The organism is Goekera deserti (assembly GCF_010685995.1).
Classification (GTDB): Bacteria; Actinomycetota; Actinomycetes; order Mycobacteriales; family Geodermatophilaceae; genus Goekera; species Goekera deserti.
In genome coordinates this window covers 26,855-52,333 of sequence record NZ_JAAGWK010000003.1, presented here as the reverse complement: position 1 = coordinate 52,333, position 25,479 = coordinate 26,855, and the positions used below count along the sequence as shown (strand labels likewise).

The window sequence follows — 25,479 nt, the reverse complement described above, 5'->3', positions numbered from 1 at the left end:
AGCGGCAGGTGCTGGCCGGCGAGCTCACCCCCGCCCTGGCCGCCCGCCAACTGCTGCAGACCTTCCTCTCCACCCCCACCAGCTGACCCCGCCGCCCCGCCCCGCCGCCCGGGCCCTCCCCCCCCCCCGCTCGGGCCCGCACCGCGGTGATCATGGAGCTGCGTGAGCGACACGCCGGCGCGCCGCTCACGGCGGTCCATGATCCTCGGTCGTCCACAGGTGGGAGGGCTGTCCACAGATCGGGTGGGGCGGGGTGAGGCGGGTCTCGGGCGGGTGAGGGTCGGGGGGTGGACATCGCCCTCTACCGCGTCGTCGTTCGGCAGGGCGGGGTGTTCACGACCGCCCATGCGCGGGAGAGCCACTCGGACGTCGAGATCGCCCGCCTGGTGCGCACCGGCCGCTGGCGCCGGACGCGGTGGCGCGGCGTGCTCGTCGACGCCGAGCTGCCCGACACACCGGCGCTGCTCGTCCGGGCCGCCGCCCTGGTGGTCGGCGCGGACCTGGTGGCGTGCCACTCCACCGCCGCGCTGCTGCACGGCTTCGACGTCCTGGGTGGGCAGGTGCTGCACTTCCTCGGTCCGGCGTGCGTGCCGAACCGGAGCAGGCCCGGCATCCGGGTGCACCCGTCGTCGCTGGGCACCGACGACGCCGTGCTCGTCGACGGCGTCTGGTGCACCCCGCCGGCCCGGACCGCCTGCGACGTCGTCCGGCTGACCGCGCCGATCGACGGGCTCGCCACCCTGGACGCCGCACTGCGCTCGGGCTGGTGCACCCGCGACGACCTCGCTGCCGCCACCGAGGAGCACCGCGGACTGCGCCAGGTGACCCGGCTGCGCACGCTCGTGCCGCACGCCGACCCCGGGGCGGAGTCGCCGATGGAGTCACGCATGCGCTGGCGGTACCTCGAGGGCGGGCTGCCGGCACCGGAGACCCAGCTGCGGGTGGGGGACGGCGGGGAGTGGCGCGAGCTGGACGTCGGCTGGCGCGAGTACCGGGTGGGCTCGGAGTTCGACGGTCTGGAGGCGCACATGACCCGCCAGCAGCTGGCCGACGACCGGCACCGGCACAACTGGCTGACCGCCCGCGGCTGGACCCTGCTGCACGTCACCGCCGTCGACGTCTACCGCCACCCCGACCGCATGCTCGCCGACGCCACCCGGGCCATTGCGCTCTCCCGCTGACGATCACGGACCGCCGTGAGCGACACATCGGCGCGCCGCTCACGTAGCTCCATGATCGCGGGGAAGGGGGTGGGGGAGGGGGGCGGGAAGAGTCGGCGAGGCCGGCGTCCAGTCGGTGATCGCGTCGGACTGCCCGCTGCTCGGTCGCGGTCCAGTGTTGCGGCGTCCACGGGCCGGTACCGGGGGCCCGGCTGCCACCAGCGTTGCGGGTCGCGCGAGACCCCGCACCCGAGAAGCAGGGTGCTCCACTCGTCCCGGCCATACCGGCCGTCGTAGACCCACCGGTCCAGCGGCCCACCGAACTCCAGCAGCCGCCGGCAGGGGACCCCCGACCCGGCCGCGTCCGCCGCTCACGGCGAGGTGACCACCGCCTCGGCCGTCTTCTCCAGCGCCCCGACGAGGGCCAGCCAGGTCGACGACGAGGGCGGCGCGCACCATGTGGTCGTCGTAGGTCAGCCCCCGGTGCCGCCCACCGCGCGTGAGTGCCAGACCTGCCACCTGCGTCGTGACCGCCGCCCCAGCTCCGTCACCTGTCCGCCACCTCCCGCCGACGATCACGGACCTGCGTGAGCGACCCACCGGCGCGTCGCTCACGCAGCTCCATGATCACGCGGAGGGGGAGGCGGAGGGGGAGGCGGAGGTCAGGCGCGGAAGACGACGGTGCGCAGCAGGACGAAGTTGACGACGGTGCCGAAGCCCTGGCTCAGGGCCCAGGCCAGGGTCACCCGCCAGGAGCCGTCCGGCAGCAGCGCCAGGGCGGCGGCGTTGACGCCGAGGATGACGAAGAACGTCGTCCCGTAGAGGACGACGAAGCCCAGCGCCCGGCGCCGGCTGCCCTCCACGCGGAAGGCCCAGCGACGGTTCAGCACGTAGGCGGTGCTGGTGCCGCAGACGAAGCTGAGCGTCCGGGCGGCCGGCGTCCAGGCGCCCAGGTGCAGGGCCAAGGTGTAGACGGTCAGGTCGACGGCTGCGCTGAACAACCCGACCACGCCGAAGCGGAGCAGCTGCCCGAGCAGGGTCGGCCCGGGCCCGCCGGCGGCGTCAGAGGCCAACGGAGCGGCAGTCACGCGAGCGGAGGTCGGCCAGGTAGTCGTCCGGCGCACCGGCCGCCTCGGCGGCGTCGGCGATCGCACCCAGGTGGCGCGCCGAGGGCAGCCCACCCTCGAAGGCGTCCAGCGCGTACACGAACGCCACGACGTCGCCGGACAGCGTGTGCACCTGCAGCCGCAGCTTCCGGTACAGCCCGTGGTCGGCGCCCTCCCAGGCGTCCAGCGCGCGCTCGTCGGCGTCGGTGAGGTCGTAGAGCGCCACGAAGACGCCGGGCGCTGCCGCGGCGGGGGTGTCGCCGTCGACCGGCACCAGGGTGGCGAGCGCGCCGTCCCAGCCGAGCTCCTCGGCCCCGAAGGTGAGCCGCCAGTCCCGGATCCAGCCGGTGCCGGCGGTCGGTGAGGACGGGCAGCGCCGCAGCATCTGTGCCGGGTCCATGTTCGACCCGTAGGCGGCGTAGAGGCCCATCGCAGCGAGACTAACCAGCGCGGGCGCCCGGCGGCGCGGCAGACCGCCCGGACGTGACGCGGGTCGCCCTCGCGCCGATCCTGGCGAGCACGGGGGAGGATGGACCCAGACACCCCACAGTCAGCCCCGGAAGGACCCATGACCCGCATCGTCATCATCGGCGGCGGCCCGGCCGGCTACGAGGCCGCGCTGGTCGCCGCCGAGCTCGGCGCCCAGGTGACCATCGTCGAGCGCGACGGCATGGGCGGTGCCAGCGTGCTGTCCGACTGCGTGCCGTCCAAGGCCTTCATCGCCGCCGCCGGCACCATGACCACCGTCCGCGACTCGGTCCGCCTCGGCCTGCAGGGCACCGAGCTCAGCGCCGTCGGTCTTGACTTCGCGCACGTCAACGGACGGATCCGCGGCCTGGCGGTGGCCCAGTCGGCCGACGTGCACGCCCGGCTGGAGAACGAGGGCGTGGAGATCGTCTCCGGGCGGGCCCGGCTCTCCGACGTCATCCAGGGCCTGATCGAGCACACCGTGGAGGTGCTCGACGCCGACGGCGCGGTCACCCGCACGATCGTGGCCGACGCCGTGCTGATCGCCACCGGCGCCGACCCCCGGGTGCTGCCCGGTGCCGAGCCCGACGGCGAGCGGATCCTCACCTGGCGGGACGTCTACGACCTGGAGGAGCCGCCGGAGCACCTGGTGGTCGTCGGCTCGGGTGTCACCGGTGCCGAGTTCGCCTCCGGCTACCTGGAGGCCGGCGTGCCGGTGACCCTGGTGTCCTCCCGCGACCAGGTGCTGCCCGGCGAGGACTCCGACGCCGCCGAGGTGCTGGAGGAGGTGTTCCAGTCCCGCGGGGGCCGGATCGCCGAGCGCAGCCGGGCCGCCGCCGTCCGCCGCACCGAGAAGGGCGTCGTGGTGGAGCTCACCGACGGGCGCACCGTGGAGGGCTCGCACGCGCTGATGACCGTCGGCACCGTGCCGAACACCGGCGGGCTGAACCTGGAGGCCGTCGGCGTCGCGCTGTCGCCGTCCGGGCACGTGGTGGTCGACCGGGTCTCCCGCACGTCGGTGCCCGGCGTCTACGCCGCCGGCGACGTCACCGGGGTCTTCCAGCTGGCCTCGGTGGCGGCCATGCAGGGCCGGATCGCCATGTGGCACGCCCTCGGGGAGGCGGTCGCCCCGATCAGGCTGAAGACCGTGTCGGCCAACGTCTTCACCCACCCGGAGATCGCCACCGTCGGCGTGCAGCAGAAGACGATGCCCGAGGGCGAGGACGTCGACGTCGTCCGGCTGCCGCTGGCCACCAACGCCCGGGCCAAGATGAGCGACCTGCGGGACGGGTTCGTGAAGATCTTCGCCCGCCGCTCGACCGGCGTCGTCGTCGGCGGGGTGGTGGTGGCGCCGGGTGCCTCCGAGCTGATCCTGCCGATCGCGCTGGCCGTGACCAAGGGCCTCACCGTGGCCGACCTGGCCCAGACGTTCTCGATCTACCCGTCGCTGTCGGGCTCGATCACCGAGGCCGGACGCCGGCTGATGGGCACGGTCGACCGCAGCTGAGCCACCGGCACCACATGGTGCCGGGTTCGCCTGCACATCGACCGCCCGGACGCCGAAGGGAGAGCGTGATCGCGCCCTCGCTGCTGTCCCCCCGCCGCCCGAGGTCGGTCGTCGCGGTCGCCGTGGTCGGGGCCGTGCTCGCGCTCGGCACCGCCGGTGCCCGCGCCGACCTGCCGGCCGGGGCCGGCGCGACCGTCGTGGGCGAGCTGGTGCAGGTGCAGCCCGAGGACGACCCGGGGCACGCCGGGCACACCGACGGCGCCCCGCTCAGCTACGTCGAGACCGCCGACGGCGCGGTACGGGTGCCCACCGGGGACGTCGACGACCTGCCCGCCGGCTCCACCGTCCGGGTCACCCTGGGCGGCGAGGTCGCCGACGAGGCCTCGACCGAGGACGGCGTGGAGCCGGCCCGCGACGTGCTGTCGGCCGCGGTGGTCGCCGCGCCCCCGGCGGAGGTCCCCCTGGCGGCCGCCGCCGGTGGGGTGACCAACGCCGTCACCGTGGTGATGGTCACCCCGGCCGGTGTCGCGCAGGACGGCCGCACGCTGGACTCGATCGTGAACACCGTCAACGGCCCGGTGTCGCAGTTCTGGTCCGGGCAGAGCCGCGGCGCCGTCGTCATCGGCGTCACCGCGTCGGTGGGCTGGACGCCGCTGGCCACCAGCTGCAGCAACCCGCTGGGCATGTGGCAGGAGGCCGCGTCGAAGGTCGGCTGGACCGCAGGGCCCGGCAAGCACCTGCTGCTGTACGTCTCCGCGGCCGCCGAGAGCCAGCCGGGCTGCAGCTACGGCCTGGCCGAGGTCGCCCCCGGCATCGGGGCCGGTGGCCGCGCCTACGTGCGGGACATCGTGCCGACGCTGGTCGCGCACGAGCTGGGGCACAACTTCGGGCTGGGGCACTCCTCGGGACTGCAGTGCGACGCGGCGGTCGACACCGGCGCCTGCCAGGTCGCCGCCTACCGCGACCTGTACGACGTCATGGGCGTCTCCTGGGAGCGCACCGGCTCGCTGAACGCCGCGCAGGCGTCGCTGATCGGGCTGCTGCCGCCGTGGGAGACCGTGGCGCTGAGCGCCGGCAGCCCGGCCACCACCGTGTCCCTCGCCCCGCTGTCGGCGGCCTCGGGCGTCCGCGGGGTCCGGCTGGCCGCCGCCGACGGCCGGGTCTACTGGCTGGAGAACCGGGTGGCCGCCGGGCAGGACGCGTGGATCGGTGCCCCGGGCACGCGCTTCCCGCTGCAGACCGGGGTGCTGGTGCGCCGGCTCGGGGCGGGCTCGGACAGCTCGCTGCTGCTGGACGCCACCCCCTCCGGCCGCGCCGGCTGGGACGGCGACGTCGCCGCCGCGCTCCCGACCGGGGTCCCGGTGACCCTCGGCGGTTTCACCCTGACCGTGACCGCCGCCGGCCCGGGCGGTGCCACCGTCACGATCGCCCCGGCCGGCGGGGCCGCGGCACCCGTCGCCGGCTCCGGTGACATCGGGGGATCGGGCTCCGCCTACTTCCTCAACGACTCGTTCAGCGGCCGGGCCAACGTGGTGCTCAGCTACGGCGCCCCGGACGACATGGCCTACTCCGGCGACTGGGACGGCAACCGCTCCGACAGCCTGATGGTGCGCCGCGGGAACACCTTCTTCCCGCGCAACGTCAACAGCAGCGGCCCGGCGTCGCTGTCGTTCGTCTACGGCGACCCGGGCGACACCGTGCTGGTCGGCGACTGGGACGGCAACGGCACCGACACCCTGGCGGTGCGCCGCGGCAACCAGTACTTCGTGAAGAACAGCGTGACCAGTGGCTTCGCCGACGCGGTGGTCAGCTACGGCGACCCGGGTGACGCGGTGCTGGTGGGCGACTGGGACGGCAACGGCACCGACAGCCTGGCGGTGCGCCGCGGCAACCAGTACTTCGTGCGCAACACCATCACCAGTGGGTTCGCCGACAGCACCTTCACCTACGGCGACGTCGGTGACCGGGTGGTGGTCGGGCGCTGGTCGCCGGCGCAGCGTGGGGACACCCTGGCGGTGCGGCGGGACAACCAGTACTTCCTGCGCTTCAGCCTGACCGCGGGCTTCGCCGACCAGGTCGTGGCCTACGGCGACCCGGGCGACACGGCCTTCGCCGGCGACTGGGACGGCAACGGCCTGGACTCCCTCGGGGTGCGCCGCCCCTGAGCCGCACTGGGTCAGGCGGCCACTTCCGCGGGAAGGGCCGCCCCGGTCAGCCGGCCACTTCCTCGGGAAGTGGCCGCCCGGGGTCGGGCGGCCACTTCCTCGGGAAGGGCCGTCCGGGGTCAGCCGGCCGGGTCGGTGATCGTGCAGAGCAGCGCGCCGCTGGTGACCGCGGCCCCGACCTCGGCCGCGAGGCCGGAGACGGTGCCGGCCTTGTGCGCGGTGATCGGCTGCTCCATCTTCATGGCCTCCAGCACCACCACCAGGTCACCGGCGGCCACCGTGGCGCCGTCGGTGACGGCGACCTTGACGATGGTGCCCTGCATGGGCGAGGTCAAGGAGTCCCCGGACGCGGCCGAGCCGCCCCCGCCGCCGCTGCGCCGGCGCGGCTTGGCCGCCGCACCGGCAGGCGCGCCGGCCCCGCCCCCGCCACCGGCCGCGAGGCCCGCGGGCAGCGACACCTCGAGCCGGCGTCCACCCACCTCGACGACGACGGTCTGCCGCGGCTCGGGCTCCTCGCCGGGAGCGGCCGCGCCGTAGGCCGGGACCTGGTTGTCCCACTCGGTCTCGATCCAGCGGGTGTGCACCGAGAACGGCTCGCTGGTGAAGGCCTCGTCGCGCACCACGGCGCGGTGGAAGGGGATGACCGTCGCCATGCCCTCGACCACCAGCTCGTCCAGGGCGCGGCGGGAGCGGGCCAGCGCCTCCTCCCGGGTGGCGCCGGTGACGATCAGCTTGGCCAGCATCGAGTCGAACGCGCCGGCCACCTCGCCGCCGGCCTCTACGCCGGAGTCCCAGCGCACCCCGGGGCCCTGCGGCACCTGCAGCGCGGTGACCGGGCCGGGGGCGGGCAGGAAGCCGCGGCCGGCGTCCTCGGCGTTGATCCGGAACTCGAAGCTGTGGCCGCGCGGCGTCGGGTCCTCGGTGATCTCCAGCGGCAGACCCTGGGCGATCCGGAACTGCTGGAGCACCAGGTCGATGCCGGAGGTCTCCTCGCTGACCGGGTGCTCGACCTGCAGGCGGGTGTTCACCTCCAGGAAGGAGATCGACCCGTCCACGCCGACCAGGTACTCCACCGTGCCGGCGCCGACGTAGTCCGCGCCCTTGCAGATGGCCTTGGCCGAGCTGTGGATGCGCTCGCGCTGCTCGGCGGTGAGGAACGGCGCCGGGGCCTCCTCGACGAGCTTCTGGTTGCGCCGCTGCAGCGAGCAGTCCCGGGTGCCGACGACGACGACGGTGCCGTGCGTGTCGGCCAGCACCTGGGCCTCGACGTGCCGGGGCTTGTCCAGGAACCGCTCGACGAAGCACTCGCCCCGGCCGAACGCGGACACGGCCTCGCGGACGGCGGAGTCGAACAGCTCCGGGATCTCCTCCAGCGTGCGGGCGACCTTCAGCCCGCGGCCACCCCCGCCGAACGCGGCCTTGATCGCCACCGGCAGGCCGTGCTCCTCGGCGAACGCGACCACCTCGTCGGGACCGGAGACCGGGTCCTTGGTGCCGGGCACCAGCGGGGCGCCGGCGGCCATGGCGATGTGCCGGGCGGCGACCTTGTCCCCGAGGGCGACGATCGCGTCGGGGGAGGGGCCGATCCAGGTGAGCCCGGCGTCGATCACGGCCTGGGCGAAGGCGGCGTTCTCCGACAGGAACCCGTAGCCGGGGTGCACCGCGTCGGCACCGGACTGCCGGGCGGCGTCCAGGATCTTCTCGATGACGAGGTAGGACTCGCCCGGTGTGGTGCCGCCGAGGGCGAAGGCCTCGTCGGCCACCCGCACGTGCAGGGCGTCCCGGTCGGTGTCGGCGTACACGGCGACGCTGGTGAGCCCCGCGTCCTTGCACGCGCGTGCCACCCGGACGGCGATCTCGCCACGGTTGGCGATCAGGACCTTCTGCACCGACGTGCCTCCCTCGAAGTGGAACTGCGGTTGTCCGGCGCCCGGTCGACCGGGCCCCGGGTGGTGTGGGTCAGCGCCGCCACAGGTCGGTGACGGTCAGGCCGACCCGGGCCAGCTGGGTGCGCAGCAGCTGCAGCGACAGCCCCACGACGGCGGCCGGGTCGCCCTCGACGCGGCGGACGAACGACGCGCCCAGCCCGTCCAGGGTGAAGGCGCCGGCGACGGCCAGCGGCTCCCCGCTGGCCACGTAGGCGTCGATCTCCCGTTCGGTGGGCGTGGCGAAGTACACCTCGGTCGTGGAGACACCCACGGTGCGCACGGTGATCGCGCCGTCCTTGACCTCGAACAGGGCCTGGCCGGTGTGCAGCGTGCCGCTGTGCCCGGCCATCCGCTGCCAGCGCAGCCGGGCGTCGGCGGCGTCGGTGGGCTTGCCGTAGGGCCGGCCGCGGAACTCCAGCAGCGAGTCGCAACCGATCACCAGGGCGTCGGTCTCCCGCCGGGCCACCGCCGACGCCTTCGCGGAGGCCAGCAGCGCGACCAGCTCGGCGACCCGGGGTGCGGTGACCGCCTGCTCGTCCACGCCGCTGACGACGACCTCGGGGGCGAGCCCGGCCTGCCGGAGCAGGTTCAGCCGGGCCGGCGAGGCGGACGCGAGCACGAGCCGGCGGTCCCGGGCCCGCCCCGGCGGGACCACGACGTCGGTCACGAGAACCGTCCTGACGCACGCCAGCCGCCGGGGCCCGGGCTCAGGGGGGTGCGCACCAGGTCGGCGCGGGAGGCCCAGGCGCCCACCGGGGTGGGCCGGCGGCGCGGGCCGCCGGACTGCGCCAGGGCGGCGACGACCGCGGTGAGCGCCGCCAGCTCCTCGTCGGTGGGCTGCCCCCGGAGCACCGTCAGGAACGGTCGCGAGGAGTGCGGGCCCGCAGTGTCGCCGCGATCGAGCGACGGGCTCGCTCCTGCTGCTGGGGACGGCACCTGGTCGCGGTGCCGTCCGGAGGACGGCAGTGTCACAGCGGGATGTTCCCGTGCTTCTTCGGGGGCAGCGTCTGGCGCTTGTTGGCCAGCAGCCGCAGCGCCCGCACCACCTGGATGCGGGTGTGCGACGGCGGGATGACCGCGTCGACGTACCCGCGGTCGGCGGCGATGTAGGGGTTGGCGAGGGTGTCCTCGTACTCGGAGACCAGCTCGGCGCGGCGGGCGGCCGGGTCGTCGGCGGCGGCGAGCTCCTTGCGGTACAGGATCCCGACGGCCCCCTGCGCCCCGACGACGGCGATCTGGGCCGTCGGCCAGGCCAGGTTCACGTCGGCGCCCAGGTGCTTGGAGCCCATGACGTCGTACGCGCCGCCGTAGGCCTTGCGGGTGATCACGGTGACCAGCGGGACGGTGGCCTCGGCGTAGGCGTAGATGAGCTTCGCGCCGCGGCGGATGATGCCCTCCCACTCCTGGGAGGTGCCGGGCAGGAAGCCGGGGACGTCGACGAAGGTCAGCACCGGGACGTTGAAGGCGTCGCAGGTGCGCACGAAGCGGGCGGCCTTCTCGCTGGCGTCGATGTCCAGGGTGCCGGCGAACTGGGTGGGCTGGTTGGCCACGACGCCGACCGGGCGGCCCTCGACCCGGCCGTAGCCGATCAGGATGTTGGGCGCCCACAGCGCCTGCACCTCGAGGAACTCGCCGTCGTCGAGCACGTGCTCGATGACGGTGTGCATGTCGTAGGGCGTGTTGGTCGAGTCCGGGATGAAGGTGTCCAGCTCGAGGTCGGTGTCGGTCAGCGCCTCGGGCAGCGCGACGTCGACCGGTGCGACGTCGATCGCCGGCAGCGGGTCCAGGTTGTTGCTGGGCAGGTAGGACAGCAGCGCCTTGACGTAGTCCAGGGCGTCGGCCTCGTCCTCGGCCAGGTAGTGGGCGACGCCGGACTTCGTGTTGTGCGTCCGCGCCCCGCCCAGCTCCTCCAGCGTCACGTCCTCGCCGGTCACCGTCTTCACCACGTCGGGGCCGGTGATGAACATCTGGCTGGTCTCGTCGACCATCACGATGAAGTCGGTCAGCGCGGGGGAGTAGACGTGCCCACCGGCCGCGGCGCCCATGACCAGCGAGATCTGCGGGACGACGCCGGAGGCGTGCACGTTGCGCTGGAAGATCTCGCCGTAGAGGCCGAGGGAGACCACACCCTCCTGGATGCGGGCGCCCCCGCCCTCGTTGATGCCGATGACCGGGCAGCCGTTCCGGATCGCGAGGTCGAGCACCTTGACGATCTTCTCGCCGTACACCTCGCCGAGGCTGCCGCCGAAGACGGCGACGTCCTGGGAGAACACGCAGACCGGGCGGCCGTCGATGGTGCCGTACCCGGTGACCACGCCGTCGCCGAAGGGCCGCTTGGCGTCCATCCCGAAGTTGGTGGAGCGGTGCCGGGCGAACTCGTCGAGCTCGGTGAACGAGCCCGGGTCCAGCAGTGCCTCGATCCGCTCGCGGGCGGTCATCTTGCCGGCGGCGTGCTGCTTCTCCACCGCCTTCTCCGACCCGGCGTGCAGCGCCTCGTGGCGGCGGCGCTCGAAGTCGGCCAGACGACCTGCGGTGGTGTGGATGTCGATGTCGTCCGGGACGTGCTCCCCGGCGCTCTCGAGCTCTGTCGCCGTCATCTGAGCCCTGCCTTCCACTCGGCGCTCGTCGTGGGCGCCCCGGTCATCGGTCGGTAGCGTAAGGGAGGTGCCGGAGAGCCCCACATCACGTTGGTCCGATCTCGACCGCCCCACCCTGGACGCCGCTGCGCTGCAGGCCGTCCTGCGCCGGGACGGGTCGTTCTGGACAGGAGTCCAGGTGGTGGCCGAGATCGGCTCCACGAACGCCGCGCTGGTCGAGCAGGCGGCCGCGACGGGGCCGGACGGGGAGCCCCTCACCCCCGAGGGCACCGTGCTCGTCGCCGAGCACCAGGACGCCGGGCGCGGCCGGCTGGACCGCCGCTGGGCCTCCCCGCCGCGGGCCGGGATCACGGTGTCGGTGCTGCTGCGCCCCGACGTGCCGGCCGCGCGGCGCGGCTGGCTGCCGCTGCTCACCGGGGTGGCGCTGGCCGAGGCCGTCGCCGAGGTCGCCGACGTGCGCCCGTCGCTGAAGTGGCCCAACGACCTGCTGGCCCTGGACGGCGCCAAGCTGGCCGGCATCCTGGCCGAGGCGCACGGCGGGGCCGTGGTCGTCGGGGTCGGGCTCAACGTGTCCACCCGGGCCGACGAGCTGCCCGAGGGCGGCACCTCCCTGGCGCTGGTCGCCGGGCGCACGATCGACCGCGGGCCGGTGCTGCTGGGCCTGCTGCGCTCCTTCGAGCGGCGCTACCGCGACTGGGTGGCGTGCCTGGGCGACCCGGTCCGGTCCGGCCTCGCGGCCGACTACCTGGCCTGGTCCTCCACCGTCGGCACCACGGTCACCGTCACGCTGCCCGACGGCTCGGTGGTCGACGGGGTCGCCGAGGCGGTCGACTGGGATGGCCGCCTGGTGGTCCGCACCCCCGACGGCCTGCTGGAGCTGGCCTCCGGCGACGTCCGACACGTGCGCCGAGCCGCCGGGGGTGGGTGACGGCGGAGGAGGAGGTGGGTCATCCTGGCGCGGTGGCGTACCCGGACAGGATCCTCGGCCCCGACGAGCAGGTCGTCCGGCACCTGCACCCGCACTGGCTGACGCTCTTCCGGCCGGTCGTGCTGTTCCTGGTCCTCGTCGGCGGCGGCTCGTTCGGCGCGGCGCTGGTGCCCGAGGGCGACGACCAGGCCCTCGCCCGGCTCGTGATCGGCGCGGTCGCCGTCGTCCTCGGCCTGGTGTTCGTCGCCGTCCCGCTGCTGCGCTGGCGGACGACGCACTACGTGATCACCACGCACCGGCTGCTGTTCCGCACGGGCATCCTGTCCCGCACCGGCCGGGACATCGGGCTGTCCCGGATCACCGACGTCTCCTACCGGCAGTCGCTGTGGGACCGGGTCGTCAACTCCGGGACGCTGACCATCGAGTCGGCCGGGGACAACGGCGCCACCGTGCTGTCGGCGATCGGCCACAGCGAGGAGGTCCAGCAGCTGCTGAACCACATGATCGAGGAGGACGCCGACCGGCGGGCGCAGGAGAGCGCCGGCTACATCGGCGAGGCGTACCGCGACGACCCGTACGACGACGACCACCACCCGGACGACCGCTCCCGGGGCGACCGGCGGGACCGCCGCCGCACCCGCTGAACGACGCTCAGCGGGTCCGCCCGGTCCTGGAGCCGGTCACGCGCCGGGGTGTCCCTGCAGCCGGGACATCTGTCCGGCCGGACCCGGAGAACCGGTGCACCTCGGACCGTTCCGTCGTCATGCTCGCCGGTCTGCTGTCCCGACGGGTGGACACAGTCGGACGGCGGTCATCGGGGAGCGCCCACAGGCGCATCACCAGTCTCGTCGTGCTCGACTGTCCCCTAGGTCACTGGCGCGATGTCCTGTCACAAATAGTCATCTTCAGCTAACACTCCGCGTTTGCTTTGTGGCGGTTTCGACTTCAACCAGCACTGTCCCGCCGCCTACGGTCGACCCAGGCCGGTCCCCGAGGTCCGCGCGCACGAGCAGCTGCCACCCCGGGACGCCGCGCGATCCAGGAAACTGACGCACCACCGGGGGATCTCGATGACTGAAGCACCGTCCACGGACAGTCCGCTGCGCGGGGAGATCAAGGCGCTCACCGGCCTGCGCATCGTGGCCGCGGTGTGGGTCGTCGCCTTCCACTTCATGTTCACCCCGGGTGAGTCGTACCGTTTCGTGTGGGAGCCGTGGCGGCCGCTGCTCAACACCGGTGCGCTCGGGGTCGACCTGTTCTTCGTGCTCAGCGGGTTCGTCATCACGTTGTCCTACCTGGACAAGATGGGTGCCCGCCCGACCGTGCGCTCGTTCGTCGGGTTCTGCTGGGCCCGCATCTGCCGGGTGTGGCCGGTCTACGCACTCGTCACCACGTTGTTCGGCGGCTGGTTGGTCTACCGGGCCGGTCGTGTCGGGGAAGGCGCTGCCGCCTTCCAGGCCGTCCAACCCGTCGTGGACGTCGAGCACTACATCGAGCAGCTGCTCATGGTGCAGTTGTGGGACCAGTCGGCCTTCGACGGGTCCTCGTGGGTGGGACCGGGCTGGTCCATCAGCGCGGAGTGGGCGGCGTACGTCTGCTTCCCCCTCGTCGTGCTGGTCCTCTGGCGCCTGCGTCGACTCCCGGCGCCGGTGCTCATGACACTGGCCGTGCTCTGCCTGGCGCCGATCGCCTGGCGCTGCCTGACCGTGGGTGACCCGTACTACCCGTGGAGCTGGGCGGTGCGCATCGGCGGCGGGTTCGCCGCCGGGGCCCTGACGTGCCTGGCGGTCCGGCGCCTGAGGATCACCCCACGTGTCCAGCTCATCGGCTCCCGGGTGGCGATCGCTGCGCTGGCACAGATCCTGCTCGGCCTGTGGTGGGGTTTCCAGCGCGGCGGTGGTGAGAACAATTTCGGCGGGATCGTCGTCGTCCTGTTCCCGGTGCTCGTCGGGGCGCTCGCCATCTCCCGGGGTGGCCTCGCGCGGGCCCTCGGGACCGACGCGCTCGTGCACGGCGGCCGCATCTCGTTCAGCCTCTACCTGGTGCACATCCCGGTGTTCGAGGTCTTCCGCAGCGCCATGGAGTGGTACCCGACCGTCGCGCCCGGCACCCCGCTGCAGACACTGCTGGCGCCGCAGGTGTTCCTCGGGTCCTTCGTCCTGGCGCACCTCTGCTACCGGTTCGTCGAGGAGCCGTCGCGGCTCTGGCTGCGCGACCGCGGGCCCGGCCGTTGGGCCCGGAGTGCGCCCGCTGCCGACCTGGCCGTGGCGGCTCCTGCGCCCGCGCTCTCCGGCGAGCACGGACGCCGTGCAGGGACGCGGACGACGGTGCCGCCGACACTGCCCGGACCGCGCCGGCACCCGGACCTGGGTGAGCGCGTGGACGGCGACCGGGTCCTGACGTCCGCGTGGCGGGCCACGCAGGCGACCGGGTCGGACAGCTCGGCCGCCTGAGCGTCCGACGCCGCGGGCGTCTCCCGTCCGTCCGGACCCCTCGACCGCGCCGGGCTCGCGGGTCCGGTCCCCTCCGGGGGCGCCCGTTCCTGTCAGACCCACCACCTACCGTCGTGGTCATGCGGCTGCTGCACACCTCGGACTGGCACATCGGTCGCTCGCTGCACGGTTCCGACTTGCTCTGGGCGCAGGGCCAGGTGCTCGACTCGCTGGTCGACGTGGTCACTGCCGAGTCGGTCGACATCGTGCTCGTCGCGGGTGACGTCTACGACCGCGCGGTCCCCTCTGCAGATGCCACGATGCTGCTGGACCGGGTGCTCGTCCGTCTGCGGGCCGCCGGGGCCCAGGTGGTGCTCACGCCCGGCAACCACGACTCGGCTCGCCGGCTCGGCTTCGCAGCCGACCTGCTGTCCCGCAGCGGGGTGCACGTGCGCGCGGCCACCGCCTCGCTGGACGAGCCCGTCCTGTTCACCGACCGGCACGGTGAGGTCGCGATCTACGGCATCCCCTACCTGGAGCCGGTGGTCGCCCGGCACGAGCTGGGGCTCGGCGGCGGTCGGAGCGAGGGCCCGCTGAGCCACGAGGTCGTCCTCGGCGCGGCCATGGACCGTGTACGTGCTGACCTCTTCCTGCGACCCGGTGTGCGCTCGGTGGTGCTGGCGCACGCCTTCGTCGGCGGTGCACTGCCGAGCGACAGCGAGCGGGACATCTGCGTGGGCGGCGTCGACCTGGTGCCGGAGCGGGTCTTCGACGGCGTCGACTACGTCGCCCTGGGCCACCTGCACCGTCCCCAGAGCCTCACCCACCGCATGCGTTACAGCGGCTCCCCGCTGGCGTACTCCTTCGGGGAAGCCGGCCAGCAGAAGCAGGCGTGGCTCGTCGAGCTCGATGCCCACGGTCTGGCCGACGTGCAGCCCGTGCCGCTGCCCACACCGCGCCCGCTGACGATGCTCACCGGCGAGCTGGCGGACCTGCTCGCCGACCCCGACCTCCACCTCGCCGAGCAGCACTTCGTGTCCGCCCGGATCACCGATCCCGTCCGCCCGGCGGACCCGATGCGCAGGTTGCAGGGGAGGTTCCCGTTCGCCGTCCACATGGAGTGGGTGGGTGCTGGCCGCCCGGCCGACGCCCGCAGTTACACCGACCGGCTGCGGGGTCGCGGAGACCTCGAGGTCGTCGACGAGTTCGTCGCCCACGTGCGCGACCGGGAGATGTGTCCCGCTGAGCGCGAGCTCATCGGTCAGGGCCTGACCGCGGCCGCGCAGGACGAGCGGCTGTCATGAGGGTGCACCGCCTGGGTCTCACCGCGTTCGGCCCCTTCGCGGACAGCGAGGAGGTCGATCTGGACGACGTCGGCCGCGATGGCCTGTTCCTGCTCTGGGGCCCGACCGGTGCCGGCAAGACCACCCTGCTGGACGCGATCGTCTTCGCCTTGTACGGCACGGTGCCCGGTGCCCGGGGGGAGGAGAGGCGGCTGCGCAGCGACCATGCTGCCGATGCGGTCCGTACCGAGGTCCGGTGCGAGGTGACGCTCGCGGGTGAGCGTCTGCTGATCACCCGACGGCCGGAGCAGCAGCGACCCAAGAAGCGCGGCGTCGGCAGCACGACCGAGCAGGCGAGGCTGGTGCTGCAGCGCTGGTCGGCCGACGGCTGGGAACCGGTGAGCACGCGCATCGACGAGGGCTCCGAACACCTCCGTCGCCGGTTGGGTTTGACCGCCGAGCAGTTCTGCCAGGTCGTCCTGCTCCCGCAAGGGGACTTCGCCCGCTTCTTGCGGGCGGAACCGGAGGACCGGGCCCGGCTGTTGCGCACGCTGTTCGACGTGGATCGGTTCGCCCGGGTCGAGGAGTGGCTCGCGGAGCAGCGACGAGCCGCTGACGAGGGTCTCCGGCAGCTGCGCGGGGAACTGGGCACCCTGCTGACCCGGGTGGCCCAGACCGCCGACGTGGCGGTTCCCGAGCGGTTGGCGCCGGCCTTGGTCGGCGCCCCGTCCGCCGGACGTCTCGGCTCCTGGGTGACCGGCCTGCGCGCCGCAGCCCACGCCGGGCATCGAGCTGCCACCGTTGCGGCCGCCGTCGCGGCCGAACGGGTCGCCGAGCTCGAGCAGGTCCACGCACGAGCTCAGGACCTCGACCGCCGTCACCGCCGGCGGCAGCGGGCTCAGCAGGAACTGGATGCTCTCGTCGCGGCCGAGGCGGACGTGACGGCGGCCCGCACCGAGCTCGACGCCGGCCGTCGAGCGGAGGTCGTGCGGGACGCCCTGCAGGCCGCCGGCCGGACCGCGCTGGACGCCGAGCGGGCCGATGAGCTGCTCGAGGTCGCGCGGGGCCGGTGGGCAGCGGTCTCCGGAGGTCTGCCGGCCTCGGCCGATCGTGCCCGCGAACTACGGGACGAGCTGGCCGGGCTGCGGTCCCTGCTTCCCGAGGTGCAGCGGGCGGACCGACTCGCCGCACGGGTCGAGGACGACCGGCAGGCCGTGGCGGAGTTGTCGCACAGGTGCGCGAGCCTGACGGCGGCGGTCGCCTCGCTGCCAGCCGAGATCGTCGCCCTGCAGGAGTCCGTGCGGGCAGCCGAGGCGGACGCGGCACGACTGCCTGGCCTGACGGCCGCACGTGAGGCCCGCGAGGCGGCGGTGCACGCAGCGTCGGAGGCCGAGGAGCTCGCCCGCCGCGCCGAGATCTGCCGCCGCTCGGTGGAGTCGGCTCGCGAGGCGTGGCTGGACGCCCGCGAGCAGCGTGCCGACCTGCTGACACAGCGGTGGGCGGGCATGGCCGCAGAGCTCGCCACCCGGCTGACCGACGGTGTCGAGTGTTCGGTCTGCGGTTCCCCTGAGCACCCCCGCCCGGCCGTGCACGGGGACCGGGCGGTCACCGACGCCGCGGAGGAGGCGGCAGCGATCCGGGTCGAGGAGACCGAAGCCGCCCTCGAGGTCGTCCGTGGGGAGCTGCAGACGCTCTCCGAGCGGCTGGCCGCCCGCCGTGCCGGAGCGGGCGGCCGGTCACCGGACGAGCACCGAACGGCTCTGCGGGTCGAGTCGGCTGCCGAGCAGGCCGCGGCCGCCGCGGGTCGGGCGCTGCCCGCAGCCCAGGCGTCCCTGGCGGCTCTCGTCGCCACCCGGGACCGGACCGCGGCCGAGCTGGCTGCGGTGCGCGAGGAGCTCAGCCGTCGCGCCGCTGAGCAGGAGGCCACCGTCGAGGCGTTGCGTGATGTCACCGAGCGGCTGGATGCTTCGCGAGGAGACGCCCCGGATCTCGGTGCGCGGGTGCGCGAGTTGACCGATGTGGCCGACCGGTGTGACGAGCTCCTGGGAGCGGAGGCCGAGGTGGTCCGCGCCCGCAGCATGGCGGAGCGAGCCCGCGAGGCCGCGGAGACCCGGTCCGTCGAGTGCGGGTTCCGGGACGTCCTCGCCGCCGCAGAGGCACACCGGACGGCCGCGCGACTCCGCGAGCTCTCGGGGGTCGTCGACAGGTACGACGCTGCACTCCTGGCGGCCCGAGCGGTGCTCGCCGACCCGGAGTTGGTCGATCTCCCGCCCGCCCCCGATCTCACCGTGCTGCGGTCCGCCTGCGAGGAGGCGACGACGTCCCGTGAGACCGCTGTCGCGGAACTCGACCGCGCTGATCGGTGCACGGGCGGTCTGGACGCCTTGGCCGGTGACCTGATCGCGCTGGAGACGGTGCTCGACGAGCGCAGCCTCGCCGCCGAGCAGGTCATCGAGTTGGCCGACCTGGTCCAGGGGCGCGGAGCCAACACCCGCCGGATGCGGTTGCAGTCCTTCGTGCTGGCGGCACGCCTGGAGCAGGTGGCCGAGGTCGCCAGCCGCCGACTGCAGGACATGTCAGCCGGTCGCTACACGTTCCTGCACAGCGACGTACAGGGCCGTTACGGCGCCCGGGGCGGGCTGGGGCTCGACGTGTTCGACGAGCACACCGGCTGTCGCCGTCCCACCAAGACCCTGTCCGGCGGCGAGAGCTTCATGGCGTCCCTGGCCCTGGCCCTGGGCCTGGCCGACGTGGTGACCGCTGAGAGTGGTGGAGTCCAGATCGACACCCTCTTCGTCGACGAGGGCTTCGGGAGCCTGGACCCGCAGGCACTCGATGCCGTCATGACCGTGCTCGACGACCTGCGGCGTGGGGGGCGCACCGTGGGGGTGGTCAGTCACGTGGAGGAACTGCGCACCCGCATCCCGAGCCGGTTGGAGGTGGTGACGGCGCGGCACGGGTCTCGCCTGGCCGGCTGACGGAACGCTGCGCCAGGAGCGCGAGGACCGCGCTAACCGATCGATCGCGTCGTCTCGCCCCTCCCCTCCGCAGGAGGGAACACCCACACCTTGTAGGCGATGAACCGGAGCACCGTCCCGATGGCGATGGAGGCGAACTTCGCCCCGGTCAGCACCGCGGCGCTCTCCTGACCCAGCGGGTACCGCACGACGGCCACGACACCCAGACTGATCAGCAGCGTCGCCCCGTTGACCACGGCGAACAGCAGGTACTCACGCCGCACACCCGTGCGAGCACGGTGCGAGAACGACCAGTAGCGATGTCCGACGAAGGCGGCGGTCGTCGACACCAGCGTGGACAGGCCGGTGGAGGTGACAGCTCCCCAGCCGGCCACGGCGTAGAAGACCTGGAACATGCCGAGGTCGATCAGCAGGGCGACACCGCCGACGACGCCGAACGGTCCGATCTCGTTGAGGAGACGCTTCCAGGGACGTGAGCGGTGCTGAACGACGGCACCCGGAGAGGTCACGACTGCCGAGTCTAGGCGGGACAGGGAGTGTGGCGCGGTCATGCGCCCAGGAGTGGGCGCCGTCCCGGCCGGGTCGGCACGGACCGCCGGCCGGATCGGCCACGTCGCGGGTCTCCGTGCCGCGAGCCCCGTCCGCTGAGGGAGGATGGGCCGGTGCGACGGGATGGCGTGATGACCAAGGGCGTGGGCAGGAGGCGTCGACCGGTCTGGGCACTGCTGGTCCTGGTCGCGCTGCTGACCACGCCGGGGTGTGCGTCGTCCTGGGCGGGCCCTCCCGGCCCTGGCGACGCGTCGGCGGAGGTCGCCCCGGCATCCCCTTCCCCCTCCGCCGCGACGGAGGGGTCGGTCACGCCGATGCCGTCCTCCTCCGGGTCCCCAGCCGCCTCCAGGTCACCGGAAGTCCCACCCATGCCCCAGGATCCCGGCCAGACCGACCGGTCCACCAGGGACTTCGCCGCCGTCGGCGACTCGATCACCGCCGGCGTGGTCGCCATGACGGGCGACGGCGAGCCCTCGGTCGGCTCGTGGGTCCAGTCGGCCGCCTCGCTCCCACTGACCTTCGCGGGCGGATGGGCCGTTCCGGGTGCCACGACGGCTGACATGCTCCAGGGCGTGCAACCCGTGGACGCCGACTCGTTGGTCCTGCTCGGTGGCACGAACGACATCGTCCAGGGGATCGACCCCGCCGACACGCTCGTCCACCTCACCTCGATCGCCCGCACGGTCGGCATCGAGGATGTGCTCCTGGTGGCCGTGCCACCGCTGGACAGCGATCCCGAGGGCAGCGTGCGCCTCGACGAGCAGCTGCAGACGCTGGCGGACCAGGAGGGCTGGCAGTACCTGGACCCGTGGGAGGGGATCGGCGCCGGAGGCGTCTACCTGCCCGGCGCCAGCTCCGACGGTGTGCACCCGGTGCCCGAGGCCGCCGACCTGGTCGGCACCCGCATCCGGTCCGCCCTGCTCTACGGGGCCGGCGCGTGACCGGCACCCCGGCGGCCCCGTCGCCCGACCGCGCCGCCCCGCTGCACCCCGCCACCGGCCTTCCGGTGGTGGCGATGGTCGGTGGTGGGCAGCTGTCCCGGATGACCCACCAGGCGGCCGTCGCGCTGGGCCAGTCGCTGCGGGTGCTGGCCACCGGGAGCACCGAGTCGGCTGCCCTGGTCGCCGCCGACGTGCAGCTCGGTGACCACCGGGACCTCGACGCCCTGCTGCGCCTCGCCGAGGGCGCCACGGTGCTGACCTTCGACCACGAGCACGTGCCGACCGGGCACCTGCAGACCCTGGTGGACGCCGGCCACCGGGTCGCGCCCGGCCCCGGCGCGCTGGTGCACGCGCAGGACAAGCTGGTGCTGCGCCGCGCGCTGGCCGCCGCGGGGGAGCCGCAGCCGGCCTGGGCCGAGGTGGCCGACGCCGACGCGGTCGCGGCGTTCGCCGGCCGCACCGGCTGGCCGGTGGTGCTCAAGACCCCGCGCGGCGGCTACGACGGCCGGGGCGTGTTCGTCGTGCACGACCGCGAGCAGGCCGAGGCGCTCGTCGGGCAGCACGGCACGCTGCTCGCCGAGGAGCGGGTGGCGATGGTGCGCGAGCTGGCCGTGCAGGTCGCCCGGTCGCCGTTCGGGCAGGTGGCGCTCTGGCCGGTGGTGCAGACCGTGCAGCGCGACGGCGTCTGCAACGAGGTGCTGGTGCCCGCCCCGGACTTGGACGAGGACCTGTCCGCCGCCGCGCAGGAACTGGCGATCCGGATCGCCGACCGGCTCGGCGTCGTCGGCCTGCTGGCGGTGGAGCTGTTCCAGACCGAGCAGGGCGTGCTGGTCAACGAGCTCGCCATGCGGCCGCACAACTCCGGGCACTGGAGCATCGAGGGCGCCCGCACCAGCCAGTTCGAGCAGCACCTGCGCGCGGTGCTCGACTACCCGCTGGGGTCCACGGCGATGACCGCCCCGGTCGTGGTCATGGCCAACGTGCTCGGTGGGGACGCCGCCGAGGACGACTGGGCCGGCCCGGTGCTCGACGAGCGGGTGCACCACTTCATGGCGCACTGGCCCGACGTCAAGCTGCACTGGTACGGCAAGGGCCAGCGCCGCGGCCGCAAGCTGGGCCACGTCACCGCCCTGGGCACCGACCTGGCCGAGGTGCGTGCCCGGGCCGTCGCCGCCGCCCGCTACCTCGCCGACGGCGTCGTCGACCCCGCCTTCGCCTTCCCCGACGGCCACTGAGCCGCGACCCCCGCTCGACGACCCCCGCTCGACGACCCCCGCTCGACGACCACCGGAACAGGGAGCAGCCAGCAGATGAGCGAGCCGATCGTCGGCATCGTGATGGGCAGCGACTCCGACTGGCCGATGATGGAGCCCGCCGCGGCCGCCCTCACCGAGTTCGGCGTCCCGTTCGAGGCGCACGTGGTCTCCGCGCACCGCACCCCGCGGCGGATGCTGGACTACGCCGAGTCGGCCGAGGCCCGCGGCCTGCGCGTGGTGATCGCCGGGGCCGGGGGAGCCGCGCACCTGCCCGGCATGGTCGCCGCGGCCACCCCGCTGCCGGTGATCGGCGTCCCGCGGCCGCTGGACCGGCTCGACGGCATGGACAGCCTGCTCTCGATCGTGCAGATGCCGGCCGGCGTGCCGGTGGCCACGGTCGGCATCGGTGGCGGCCGCAACGCCGGGCTGCTGGCGGTGCGCATCCTCGCCGTCGCCGACGACGCGCTGCGCGCCGCGGTCGGCCGGTTCCAGGCAGAGCTGGCCGACTCCGTCCTCGCCCGGGACGCCGCCCTCCAGGAGCGCGTGGCGGGCCGTCGTGCGCCCTGAGCAGGCCTAGCATGGCGGGGTGGCGAGCAACGCCGGCGGGCCGTACGCACTGACCGAGGAGCACGACGCGATCCGCGAGGCGGTCCGCGAGATCGCCGAGCGGGAGATCGCCCCCTTCGCCGCCGAGGTCGACGCCGAGTCCCGCTTCCCGGCCGAGGCGCAGAAGGCACTGACGGCCGCGGGCTTCCACGCCACCCACATCGGCGAGGCCTACGGCGGTGAGGGTGCCGACGCCATCGCCACCTGCATCGTGATCGAGGAGGTCGCCCGGGTCGACGTCAGCGCCTCGCTCATCCCCGCGGTCAACAAGCTCGGCTCGGTGCCGATCATCCTGTCCGCGTCGGAGGAGCTGAAGCAGCGCGTGCTGCCGTCGATCGCCAGCGGCGCGGCGATGATCAGCTACGGCCTGAGCGAGCGCGAGGCCGGCTCGGACGCCGCCGCGATGCGCACCCGGGCCCGGCGGGACGGCGACACCTGGGTGCTGGACGGCACCAAGGCCTGGATCACCAACGCCGGGGTGTCCAGCTGGTACACCGTCATGGCCGTCACCGACCCCGAGCGCGGCGCCCGCGGCATCTCCGCGTTCGTGGTGCACGCCGACGACCCCGGCTTCGACGTCGGCCCGGCGGAACGCAAGATGGGCATCAAGGGCTCGCCCACCCGGGAGCTGTACTTCGACGGGTGCACCATCCCCGCCGACCGGGTCATCGGCGAGCCGGGCACCGGCTTCGGGACGGCGCTGCGCGCCCTGGACGTCACCCGCCCCACGATCGGCGCGCAGGCGGTCGGCGTCGCGCAGGGCGCGCTGGACGCCGCGGTGGCCTACACCAAGGACCGCAAGCAGTTCGGGTCCAGCGTCTCGGAGTTCCAGGGCGTGCAGTGGATGCTCGCCGACATGGACATGAAGATCCAGGCCGCCCGGCACCTGGTCTACGCGGCGGCCGCCGCCGGCGACCGCGGTGCCCCCGACGTCACCCGCACCGCCGCCGCGGCCAAGGCCTTCGCCTCCGACGTCGCCATGCAGGTGACCACCGACGCCGTCCAGCTGTTCGGTGGGGCCGGGTACACGCAGGACTTCCCGGTCGAGCGGATGATGCGGGACGCGAAGATCACCCAGATCTACGAGGGCACCAACCAGATCCAGCGGATGGTGATCGCCCGATCGCTGCTGAGGTAGCGCGCGCCTGCGCGGGGCCTAGTCGAGCAGTTGCGACACCCCGGACAGCCGGGAGTCACCGGACATCGAGGCCAGCCACGTCGACCAGCCCGGCCGAGAGCGCACCGCCTCCAGGGCCGCGCGGGCGGCCACCCGGTCGCCCCGCCGGGACGCGGCCAGCGCGGCGTACAGGTCGCGGGCGCCCTCGGGGGCGAACACCGCGAGGGTCTCGTAGTCGCGCTCGTCGTAGGCCCGCTGCAGGTTGCGCAGCATCCTCAGCTGGGCGACCGGGTCACCGGAGTCGTCCACCCGCAGGTCCATCCGGACGCCGTCGTCCTCGTCGGTGGCCGGGCTGCCGCTCACCACCAGCAGGGCCGCCGACTGCCGGCCGCGAAGGTCGCCGCCGGCGTCCTGGCCCGCGGTCAGCGCCGCCAGCAGGCCGTCGGCCAGGTCCCCGCCGGTGGCGCTGAACGCCTGGGACATCGCCGGCAGGACGTCGGCCGACGCCAGCATGTTGCCCTGCACGCTGAACCCCTCGCCGGTCAGGTGCCCGCTGACCGGGAACGAGCCCGGCCCGGTGTCCGCGGCCACGGCGCCCGAGGCGTCCAGCACGGCGATCTGCCGGTCGACGTCCTCGGCGGCGTGCGCGGCCCGGCGCACCAGGTCGGCCGGTGTGGTGCCGTCGGCCAGCCCGGCCAGCAGCGCCGCGCCCAGGCCCCGGCGGCTGCGCGCCTGCACCGCCACCACGCCCACCCCGGGCACGGCCGCGGGCACCGCCCGGCCGACGGCCAGGATGCAGGAGGAGACCCCGATCCCGAGCTGTCCGGTGACCGGGTCCCGCGCCACGACCGAGAACGTCACCGGACCTCGTCCCGATGCCGTGCCCGGCCCCCCTGCAGGGGCCCGCGCAGGCCCCGTTCCGAGGCTCGCCCGAGCGTGCGAGGGATGAGGAGGGCGGGGTCCTCCCTGGAGGCGTGGGGAGCAGGGGGTGCCTTCCTCACACGGTGGCCGGCAACGCCATCGTCGGCACCTCGGCGGGCACGTGCAGCGGGGCGCCGGTGGCCGCGACGACCTCGTCGACGCTCACGCCGGGCGCCACCTCGCGCAGCACCAGGCCCTCGCCGGTCACGTCGACGACGGCGAGGTCGGTGATCACCCGGTCGACGCAGGCCTTGCCGGTGAGCGGCAGGGAGCACTCCTCGACGATCTTCGGCGACCCGTCCCGGGCCACGTGCTCCATCATGATCACCACGCGGCGGGCGCCGTGGACCAGGTCCATCGCCCCGCCCATGCCGTTGACCATCTTCCCGGGGATCAGCCAGTTGGCCAGGTCACCGCGGGTGTTGACCTGCATGGCACCCAGGACGGCGACGTCGATGTGCCGGCCGCGGATCATCCCGAACGACAGCGAGGAGTCGAAGAAGCTGGCCCCCGGCAGCAGGGTGACCGTCTCCTTGCCCGCGTTGATCAGGTCGGGGTCCTCGTCGCCCTCGAAGGGGTACGGGCCGACGCCGAGGATGCCGTTCTCGCTCTGCAGCACCACGTGCACACCGTCCGGGACGAAGTTCGGCACCAGGGTCGGCATGCCGATGCCCAGGTTGACGTACTGGCCGTCGGTCAGGTCCAGGGCGACGCGGGCGGCGAGCTGGTCACGGGTGAGCGCCATCGTCAGGCCTCCTGGGTCGTGGCGGGACGGGGCCGGGTGGTGCGCTTCTCGATCTTCTTGCCCTCGGTGCCCACCTCGACGACCCGCTGGACGAAGACGCCGGGCAGGTGCACCGCCTCGGGCAGGATCTCGCCCGGCTCGACCAGCCGCTCGACCTCGGCGATCGTGGTGGTGGCGGCCATGGCGCACAGCGGGTTGAAGTTGCGCGCCGACTCGTGGAACACCAGGTTGCCGTGCCGGTCGCCCAGCGCGGCGCGCACCAGTCCGAAGTCGGCGGTCAGCGCGGTCTCCAGCACGAAGTCCTGGTCCCCGAAGCGGCGCACCTCCTTGGGCTCGCTCACCACCGAGACCGCACCGTCGGGACCGTACTGCTGGGGGATGCCGCCGTCGGCGACCATCGTGCCCACGCCGGTGGGCGTGTAGAACGCCGGGATGCCGGTGCCGCCGGCGCGCAGCCGCTCGGCCAGCGTGCCCTGCGGGGTCAGCTCGATGGTCAGCTCGCCGGCGAGGTACAACCGGGTCAGCTCCTTGTTGCCGCCGACGAAGGAGCTGATCGTGCGGGTGATCCGCCCGGCGTAGAGCAGCACCCCGAGCGCCTGGTCGTCCACCCCGCAGTTGTTGGAGATGGTGGTGAGCCGGTCCGCGCCCTGCGCCAGCAGCGCCTCGATGAGCACGTGCGGCACCCCGCAGAGCCCGAACCCGCCGACGGACAGCACCGCTCCCGCGGGGATGTCGGCGACCGCCTCCTGTGCCGAGGCCACGACCTTGTCCATCCGGCGACCACCATCTCCC

Annotated in this window: 22 protein-coding genes; 12 read left to right on the top strand and 10 right to left on the bottom strand. The window is 73.9% G+C overall.

Annotated elements, in window-relative coordinates; genetic code table 11:
- Nucleotides 1–287: 287 nt before the first annotated feature.
- Nucleotides 288–1,181: a hypothetical protein gene (locus G1H19_RS01265; RefSeq protein ID WP_152731727.1), complete on the top strand. Its 894-nt coding sequence runs from the start codon at nt 288–290 to the stop codon at nt 1,179–1,181.
- Nucleotides 1,182–1,822: 641 nt separating this feature from the next.
- On the opposite strand, the gene G1H19_RS01260 is transcribed toward G1H19_RS01265, so the two are convergent.
- Nucleotides 1,823–2,233, bottom strand: coding sequence for a GtrA family protein (locus tag G1H19_RS01260; protein ID WP_152731728.1), 411 nt, complete (start codon nt 2,231–2,233; stop codon nt 1,823–1,825).
- A complete protein-coding gene (locus G1H19_RS01255) occupies nt 2,223–2,696 on the bottom strand; it encodes a gamma-glutamylcyclotransferase family protein (RefSeq protein WP_152731729.1) in 474 nt (157 codons plus the stop codon). The genes G1H19_RS01260 and G1H19_RS01255 overlap by 11 nt, the downstream gene beginning before the upstream one ends.
- A gap of 138 nt (nt 2,697–2,834) precedes the next feature.
- Between G1H19_RS01255 and G1H19_RS01250 the strand changes: the two genes are divergently transcribed.
- Nucleotides 2,835–4,241 (top strand): NAD(P)H-quinone dehydrogenase, encoded by a 1,407-nt coding sequence (locus G1H19_RS01250; protein ID WP_152731730.1) that lies wholly within the window; start codon nt 2,835–2,837, stop codon nt 4,239–4,241.
- A gap of 65 nt (nt 4,242–4,306) precedes the next feature.
- Complete coding sequence (locus G1H19_RS01245) at nt 4,307–6,406, top strand: hypothetical protein (RefSeq protein WP_152731731.1); 2,100 nt, start codon at nt 4,307–4,309, stop codon at nt 6,404–6,406.
- A gap of 119 nt (nt 6,407–6,525) precedes the next feature.
- Here the strand turns inward: G1H19_RS01245 and G1H19_RS01240 are convergent, their stop codons facing one another.
- The 4 genes from G1H19_RS01240 to G1H19_RS01225 all read right to left on the bottom strand — a co-directional run bounded on the left by G1H19_RS01240 (nt 6,526) and on the right by G1H19_RS01225 (nt 10,931).
- Complete coding sequence (locus G1H19_RS01240; protein ID WP_162393247.1) at nt 6,526–8,295, bottom strand: acetyl/propionyl/methylcrotonyl-CoA carboxylase subunit alpha; 1,770 nt, start codon at nt 8,293–8,295, stop codon at nt 6,526–6,528.
- Nucleotides 8,296–8,365: 70 nt separating this feature from the next.
- Nucleotides 8,366–9,001 carry a Maf family protein gene (locus G1H19_RS01235; protein ID WP_235928203.1) on the bottom strand — a complete coding sequence of 212 codons (636 nt, stop codon included), beginning with the start codon at nt 8,999–9,001 and terminating at the stop codon, nt 8,366–8,368.
- Nucleotides 8,998–9,186 carry an acyl-CoA carboxylase epsilon subunit gene (locus G1H19_RS01230; protein WP_235928204.1) on the bottom strand — a complete coding sequence of 63 codons (189 nt, stop codon included), beginning with the start codon at nt 9,184–9,186 and terminating at the stop codon, nt 8,998–9,000. The genes G1H19_RS01235 and G1H19_RS01230 overlap by 4 nt, the downstream gene beginning before the upstream one ends.
- A gap of 116 nt (nt 9,187–9,302) precedes the next feature.
- Nucleotides 9,303–10,931, bottom strand: a complete 1,629-nt coding sequence (locus G1H19_RS01225; RefSeq protein ID WP_152731733.1) for an acyl-CoA carboxylase subunit beta — start codon at nt 10,929–10,931, stop codon at nt 9,303–9,305.
- Between the two features lie 67 nt (nt 10,932–10,998).
- On the opposite strand from G1H19_RS01225, the gene G1H19_RS01220 reads away from it, so the two are divergent.
- The 5 genes from G1H19_RS01220 to G1H19_RS01200 all read left to right on the top strand — a co-directional run bounded on the left by G1H19_RS01220 (nt 10,999) and on the right by G1H19_RS01200 (nt 18,552).
- Nucleotides 10,999–11,859: a biotin--[acetyl-CoA-carboxylase] ligase gene (locus tag G1H19_RS01220; protein WP_162393248.1), complete on the top strand. Its 861-nt coding sequence runs from the start codon at nt 10,999–11,001 to the stop codon at nt 11,857–11,859.
- A 32-nt stretch (nt 11,860–11,891) separates the two neighbouring features.
- Nucleotides 11,892–12,503, top strand: a complete 612-nt coding sequence (locus G1H19_RS01215) for a PH domain-containing protein (protein WP_162393249.1) — start codon at nt 11,892–11,894, stop codon at nt 12,501–12,503.
- A gap of 426 nt (nt 12,504–12,929) precedes the next feature.
- Complete coding sequence (locus G1H19_RS01210; protein ID WP_152731735.1) at nt 12,930–14,312, top strand: acyltransferase family protein; 1,383 nt, start codon at nt 12,930–12,932, stop codon at nt 14,310–14,312.
- 119 nt (nt 14,313–14,431) lie between these two features.
- A complete protein-coding gene (locus G1H19_RS01205) occupies nt 14,432–15,595 on the top strand; it encodes an exonuclease SbcCD subunit D (RefSeq protein WP_152731736.1) in 1,164 nt (387 codons plus the stop codon).
- Nucleotides 15,592–18,552: an AAA family ATPase gene (locus G1H19_RS01200; protein ID WP_152731737.1), complete on the top strand. Its 2,961-nt coding sequence runs from the start codon at nt 15,592–15,594 to the stop codon at nt 18,550–18,552. Before G1H19_RS01205 ends, G1H19_RS01200 begins: the two co-directional genes overlap by 4 nt.
- Before the next feature lie 32 nt (nt 18,553–18,584).
- Here the strand turns inward: G1H19_RS01200 and G1H19_RS01195 are convergent, their stop codons facing one another.
- On the bottom strand, nt 18,585–19,061 hold the full coding sequence (locus G1H19_RS01195) for a GtrA family protein (RefSeq protein WP_235928205.1): 477 nt from the start codon (nt 19,059–19,061) through the stop codon (nt 18,585–18,587).
- Between the two features lie 408 nt (nt 19,062–19,469).
- On the opposite strand from G1H19_RS01195, the gene G1H19_RS01190 reads away from it, so the two are divergent.
- The 4 genes from G1H19_RS01190 to G1H19_RS01175 all read left to right on the top strand — a co-directional run bounded on the left by G1H19_RS01190 (nt 19,470) and on the right by G1H19_RS01175 (nt 23,042).
- Complete coding sequence (locus tag G1H19_RS01190; RefSeq protein ID WP_162393250.1) at nt 19,470–20,042, top strand: SGNH/GDSL hydrolase family protein; 573 nt, start codon at nt 19,470–19,472, stop codon at nt 20,040–20,042.
- Nucleotides 20,039–21,277: a 5-(carboxyamino)imidazole ribonucleotide synthase gene (locus G1H19_RS01185; protein WP_235928206.1), complete on the top strand. Its 1,239-nt coding sequence runs from the start codon at nt 20,039–20,041 to the stop codon at nt 21,275–21,277. Before G1H19_RS01190 ends, G1H19_RS01185 begins: the two co-directional genes overlap by 4 nt.
- Before the next feature lie 75 nt (nt 21,278–21,352).
- Nucleotides 21,353–21,865, top strand: coding sequence for a 5-(carboxyamino)imidazole ribonucleotide mutase (gene purE / locus G1H19_RS01180; protein ID WP_152731740.1), 513 nt, complete (start codon nt 21,353–21,355; stop codon nt 21,863–21,865).
- A gap of 19 nt (nt 21,866–21,884) precedes the next feature.
- Nucleotides 21,885–23,042: an acyl-CoA dehydrogenase family protein gene (locus G1H19_RS01175; RefSeq protein WP_162393251.1), complete on the top strand. Its 1,158-nt coding sequence runs from the start codon at nt 21,885–21,887 to the stop codon at nt 23,040–23,042.
- Between the two features lie 18 nt (nt 23,043–23,060).
- Here G1H19_RS01175 and G1H19_RS01170 read toward each other — a convergent pair whose 3' ends face one another.
- From G1H19_RS01170 to G1H19_RS01160, 3 genes are all read right to left on the bottom strand, one after another.
- The gene (locus tag G1H19_RS01170; RefSeq protein WP_162393252.1) at nt 23,061–23,882 is read right to left on the bottom strand and encodes a DUF1028 domain-containing protein; all 822 of its coding nucleotides are present in this window, start codon (nt 23,880–23,882) and stop codon (nt 23,061–23,063) included.
- A 136-nt stretch (nt 23,883–24,018) separates the two neighbouring features.
- Nucleotides 24,019–24,687 carry a CoA transferase subunit B gene (locus G1H19_RS01165; RefSeq protein WP_152731741.1) on the bottom strand — a complete coding sequence of 223 codons (669 nt, stop codon included), beginning with the start codon at nt 24,685–24,687 and terminating at the stop codon, nt 24,019–24,021.
- A 2-nt stretch (nt 24,688–24,689) separates the two neighbouring features.
- Entirely contained in the window at nt 24,690–25,460 is a 771-nt protein-coding gene (locus G1H19_RS01160; RefSeq protein WP_152731742.1) for a CoA transferase subunit A, read from the bottom strand.
- Nucleotides 25,461–25,479: the final 19 nt, after the last annotated feature.